General features: G+C 36.0%; 5 protein-coding genes. 4 read left to right on the forward strand and 1 reads right to left on the reverse strand.

Annotated elements, in window-relative coordinates:
- On the forward strand, positions 1 to 719 hold a 719-nt coding region (locus NTU89_02980), incomplete at its 5' end, for a hypothetical protein (protein MCX5923509.1).
- A 59-nt stretch (positions 720 to 778) separates the two neighbouring features.
- Here NTU89_02980 and NTU89_02985 read toward each other — a convergent pair.
- Positions 779 to 1,345, reverse strand: a complete 567-nt coding sequence (locus NTU89_02985; GenBank protein MCX5923510.1) for a hypothetical protein — start codon at positions 1,343 to 1,345, stop codon at positions 779 to 781.
- Positions 1,346 to 1,668: 323 nt separating this feature from the next.
- On the opposite strand from NTU89_02985, the gene NTU89_02990 reads away from it, so the two are divergent.
- From NTU89_02990 to NTU89_03000, 3 genes are all read left to right on the forward strand, one after another.
- Positions 1,669 to 2,439 (forward strand): hypothetical protein, encoded by a 771-nt coding sequence (locus NTU89_02990; protein ID MCX5923511.1) that lies wholly within the window; start codon positions 1,669 to 1,671, stop codon positions 2,437 to 2,439.
- 141 nt (positions 2,440 to 2,580) lie between these two features.
- Positions 2,581 to 4,350, forward strand: a complete 1,770-nt coding sequence (locus NTU89_02995; GenBank protein ID MCX5923512.1) for an ABC transporter ATP-binding protein — start codon at positions 2,581 to 2,583, stop codon at positions 4,348 to 4,350.
- A 14-nt stretch (positions 4,351 to 4,364) separates the two neighbouring features.
- Positions 4,365 to 5,617 (forward strand): FAD-binding oxidoreductase (locus NTU89_03000; GenBank protein MCX5923513.1); only part of this gene is annotated, 1,253 nt, incomplete at its 3' end.

Raw genomic sequence — 5,617 nt, forward strand, 5'->3', positions numbered from 1 at the left:
AAAGTTTTGGCGGTATTAGTTCTGGTTTTAATTCGCCAGAGCAAGCATTAAATGCTCGAGTTCCATTTAAAAATGAGCAAGGCGAAGAGCCTTGTGTGAGAATTAAAACACCTTGTTCTCTTGTGGGAGATGGTAAAATATCACCTATTTGCCGCGCTGCAAACATTGCTTTTTTACGCAGAAGTAATAGTTCTCCATCAATAAAAGTTTGTGAGCAGGAATCTTGTAGCTTGATAAAATTAGTTGATGATCGTCAGCCCGAAGAAGGGCAAGTAATTAAAAAGCTATCAGCAGTTGAAAGATTTAAGCAATCTTTGGTTTTTTGGAAGTCTGCTTCGTGGAAAGACAGATTATTTGATAATGTATCAAAAAACAGTCCTGAATTTGAGTGTCGAGATCTTGGTCCAAATAAAATTCAGATGCACATTGATTGTAATGTTGGTATTCGTAGTGGCATTGCACATAGCATAAATGGCGAGCAAAACACAAAAGAAACCTTGCCTGATGAAGGAACTGAGCGCTGGTTTGCTTGTGCAACAGTTGAGGAAATATCTCCAGGCATTTATAAAACAGTTGTTCAAACGCCAAATATACCTTGTTTTGAGCAGGTGCGTGTGGCTAGTTTGAAGGCAAATAAAACTTATACATATCAAAGCAATAGATTGCCAGAATCTATGTTTCCAGGGTCATCGCCTCTGCATGCTCATTATGGTGAATAGTTATATTAAAAAATATTGTAAAAAGAGCCCCAGAGTTTAAAATCTGGGGCTCTTTATGTTTATTGATGACAGCATGATAGTCCATTAGGGGGAGATCCAACAGCAGCTCGATTAATGCTTATAATTTCTATAGGATTTTCTTGTTCATTTGTTTCTTCTGGCAACTGTTCATCATCTGTTTGCGTTTCTTTAGAGCATGTAGATTTAACCGAAAAGTTAGTATTTGGCTGAGCCATATTGATGCCAAGAGATTCTTGAAGCTTTATAAGATTGGAAGTTGTAAGCGAAGGCGAGTTGCCTCTTGCGGCCCGTAGTAACACTTTGGCATTAACTTCATCTTGGGTTAGAGTTCTTGACGTTTGTGGCAGGTCTTTTGTTGAAAGGTGTTTTGTGATGTATGTTTCATCTGCCTGATATGTTAAAACATCGGGGTTTTCATGAAAAGAAACTTTCCTTTGTGATGATAGGCTTGATGGGCTTGGTAGTTTAGCTGATCTTTCTGGTGTGTATGAGCCACTTGATTGCTGACAAACAAATGATAAACATATCGTAAAAATTAGTGTAAAAAACTTTGACCCGTTTTTTTTATATGTTGAAGTGATTGTTCTTTCTCCTTTTTTGAGCAAAGTCTAAACAAATATGCTTTGCTTTTTGTTAAGTTATCTTTTTCTTATAATATTAATTCTATGTTTTTGATCCTTAGTTATGCTTTCTTTGTTTTCATGCATAATGTTTTTTGTCCTTAAATTGAACTAAATGCTTTAAGTTAAATAGTTTTTGCATCTGACAAAGGCTTAAATTGTTATCTAATGCTCCTTGCTTCTTAGTTTTTGAGAAGTCTTGATTTGGCAAAAAAATTATTGTTATCATGTTTTTATAGCAAGAGGCCTAGATTTCTATTAAAAGAAACTCATTAAAAAATAGGCATTTTTTATTTAATGGAGGATTCATGCGTAACTGTTTAGCTATTCTATTATTTTTATTTTTACATTTTAGCCATGTTCTGCCTATGCAACAACCTAATGCTTCAGGTAGTGCATATAATGCCGTAAGGGTTAAAAAGGTTGTTTCATCTCCAGCGCCTTCTGCTAGTAAAGAGCATGATATTGCAAAATTAAGGCTGAGCAGGCATTCATCTCATTCATTTGTGTTTCAGGCAGAGGATCAAAAAGAGGGCGCCAAAGATTTAATTGTTGATGCTCATTTTCAAGATCTTGGCTTTCATGAAGAAGTTAAAGAACAAGATGGAATTTTGGGCTTTGATAGATTCTTTCATTGCTGGGAGGATTTATTGCCGGAGCGGCAAAAGGAGCTTTTTTATATGCTTCCAGCTTATCAGGAATATAGAGGTTTATATGGCAGTTATTTTTATGGAAATAAAAAAAAATTGAAGCCTGACTATGAAAACGCATGTGTAAAAATTCAAAAGCTTATGGATGATTTTAATAAAGGTCAGCTGCCTATGAAATTAGAAAAAATTAAATCTTTTAGCCTTGCTTCGTATTGCTTATCTTCGGATATGGTTATAAATGGGCAATATCCTATACGACTCTTTGATCGTAATTTATTTGGTAATGAGTACAAGTGCAAGCGAGATCTTTTTTTAGGTGATCCGTTCAATGAAAAAGCTTATTTAGATGTTGTCACTTTGCAAGAAGAAGTTTCTAATTTAGCAATCCAAGAAAAACTACAAAACGATGAACTTCTCAAGAAAGAGTAAATAAAAGCTTAGGACGGAATCAAAGCTGGGTTATGACTTTAAGCCTACTGTTTAAACAAATCTTGAATATCAATAAAAAAAAATAGTATGAATATATTTCGTACAATCATCAAAAAGAAAAAAGAATTGTTTAGGAGTGGTATGAAGCTTTTTAAAGAAAATAGTTTGATTGATTTGTTGGTTTATGTAAAACCAAAAAAGGCTGTAGTTTTTATAGCCGTCATATTTTCAGCTTTAAACAAAATATGTGATATTTTGCCAGAAATATTAATAGCCATGTCCGTCGATGTGGTAGTTCAGCAAAAAAAATCAATAGTTGCGCAGCTGTCAGGGATCTCAGAGCCATTGCATCAACTTTATCTTGTTGCTGGAATTACAGCTGTCATATGGATCTTAGAATCAATTTTTGAATATTTATACTTTATCGTTTGGCATGGTCTTGCACAAAAAATACAACATGACTTAAGACTTTCAACCTATGAAAAGATTCAGAGTTTGGATTTAGCTTATTTTGAAGATAAAACAACCGGTGGCATGCTTACCATTTTGCAAGACGATGTTGCTCAGTTGGAACAGTTTTTAAGCCTCGGGCCTAACGAAGTTATTCAACTAGTCGTTAATATTTTGGTTACGGGCGCTATCTTTGTGTGGATATCTCCAACGTTGTGCCTTATGACGCTTATTCCAATACCGTTCGTGATTGCCATATCTTATTATTTTCAGCATAAATTATCTGAGCTTTATTTTAGAATGCGAAATGTTTCGAGCAGTATGGCAAGCCATATTGTTTATAGACTGCAAGGACTTATGACTATTAAAAGTTACGGTACTCAAAAATATGAGCTCGAAAGGCTTGCGCAGGAAAGTAATAAAAACAAACAAGCTTACTGCGCTGTGAATTCTACAACGGCTAAATATATTCCATGTATTCGAATGACGGTTATGATTGGTTTTATAACAACGATGATTGTTGGCGGAATGAAGGTTTTAAGTGGGCAAATAGCCATACATTGGTATGCAGAACTTGTTATGCTTACGCAGCGATTTTTATGGCCCTTTTCATCACTGACTGTAATTACCGATATGTATGAAAAATCCTCTGCCAGCGCAAAAAGAATTATGAATGTTTTGCAAACAGATCCTGAAATTCAAGATGGCGATAATGCCATTGCCGTTAAATCGTGCCCCGGAAGCATTGTTTTTGATAATGTTTCATTTTCGTATAAAAATGGTTATGAAGTTTTTAATGATCTAAGCCTTACCATTCCTGCTCGTAAAACGGTCGCATTTGTGGGATCAACCGGTTGTGGAAAAAGTACTCTTTCAAAGTTGATTTTACGATTTTATGATGTACAGGGTGGTGCAGTAAAAATTGATGGTAGCGATGTAAAAAACATTAAAGAAAGTGCATTGCATTCATCTATTGGACTTGTAAGCCAAGAAGTTTACATTGTCGACGGAACAATAGCTGAAAATATTGCTTACGGTACATTTAATGCCACAGAGGAAGAAATTTTTAGGGTTTCACATATGGCTCAATGTCATGATTTTATCATGGAGTTGCCTGATGGATACCGCACCAAGCTCAGCGAGCATGGAAGAAATCTTTCAGGGGGGCAGCGTCAACGAATTTCTATTGCTCGGGCTCTTTTAAAAAAATCATGCATTTTAATTTTTGATGAAGCGACAGCAGCCCTTGATAATGAGACTGAGGCAGAAATTACTCACTCAATGGAGAGATTGAAAAAAGATCATACAATTATTATCATTGCTCATCGTCTTTCAACGGTTCGAGATGCAGATACTATTTTTGTTTTAGATTCTGGCAAAATTGTTGAGTTTGGCTCTCACGATGAACTTCTTGTAAAAAAAGGTGCGTATGCCCAGTTATGGAATATGCAAGTTAGTTAATGAAAGTTGAAAATATGAAAAATTTATGGCCACCTCAGGACCAAAATGTATGGACTGTTTTATCGGGAGAGATAAAGCCTTGCTTGCAAGATATGCAGGTCGACGTTGTTGTCGTTGGAGGCGGAATGGCAGGACTGAGTGCAGCCCAAGAATTTTGTAATCGTGGCAAAAAGGTTGCATTGTTTGAGCGATATTTATGTGGTTCTGGAGCAACCGGGAAAAGCTCGGGATTTGTTGTTCAAAACGCAGAGCTATCATTTACCGATTTTTCAAAGAGGTATAATCCTGAAGTCGCTTGTAAGATCTGGGATTTTATTAACCTTGGCGTTCAAGGTATTGAAAACAACATTAAGAAAAACAATCTTAATTGCGGTTACGTCAAACAAGATTCTTTAATGGTTGCATCAAGTAAAGGCGCCCTTGGTGGCTTTCGCACAGAGTATGAAAGCTTAAGTAAGAGCGGCTATGCATCATTGCTTTATGACGAGCAAGAGCTAAATCAGATTTTACACGGCAAAGGGTATTTTGGTGCGGTTGTTTATAAAGATAGCTTTGGGATTAATGGGTATTTGTATTGCCAGGAGATGAAAAAGACTTTGCAGGCTCAAGGTGTCCAAATATTTGAGCAAACCCTTGTAACTAAAATTGATGATCATACGGTGATAACACCTCATGCAAAGATTACCGCAGATTATATCGTTGTTTGCGTTGACAGATTTTTACCAGATTTAAACATTTTGCCCCAAGAAGTATTTCATGCCAAAAACTTTGTACTCGCGTCACAGTCTCTTACAGATGATCAAATTAGTTTAATATTTGCAAAAGATCGTTTTATGATCTGGGACTCAGAGCTTGTATATAATTATTTTCGTATAACCTCAGACAATCGATTGGTTCTTGGTGGCGGAGATTTGTGGACCACTTATGATACAGATCAAAGTTGTAAAAATGACAGAATTGTCAAAAAGTTAATTAGTGATTTTTCTAAACACTTTCCAGATATCCAGGTTCAATTTGAGTATGTTTGGTCAGGCCTGATAGGGGTTTCAAAAGACATTGGTCCAATTTCTGGACCAGGCAAAGATTTTAAACATATTTATTACATTGCGGCAAGCGCAGGTCTTTCGATAGCTGCGGCACTTGGTAATTATAGTGCGCGGCATTTGCTTGATGGAAAAACAGATTTGGATGAATATTTTTCACCCTATCGAAAGTTTCCAATCGGTGGATTTTTGCAGTCAATTCTTGGCAATAAATTAACTTTTGC

Source organism: Candidatus Dependentiae bacterium, from assembly GCA_026389065.1.
GTDB lineage: Bacteria > Babelota > Babeliae > Babelales > Chromulinivoraceae > JACPFN01.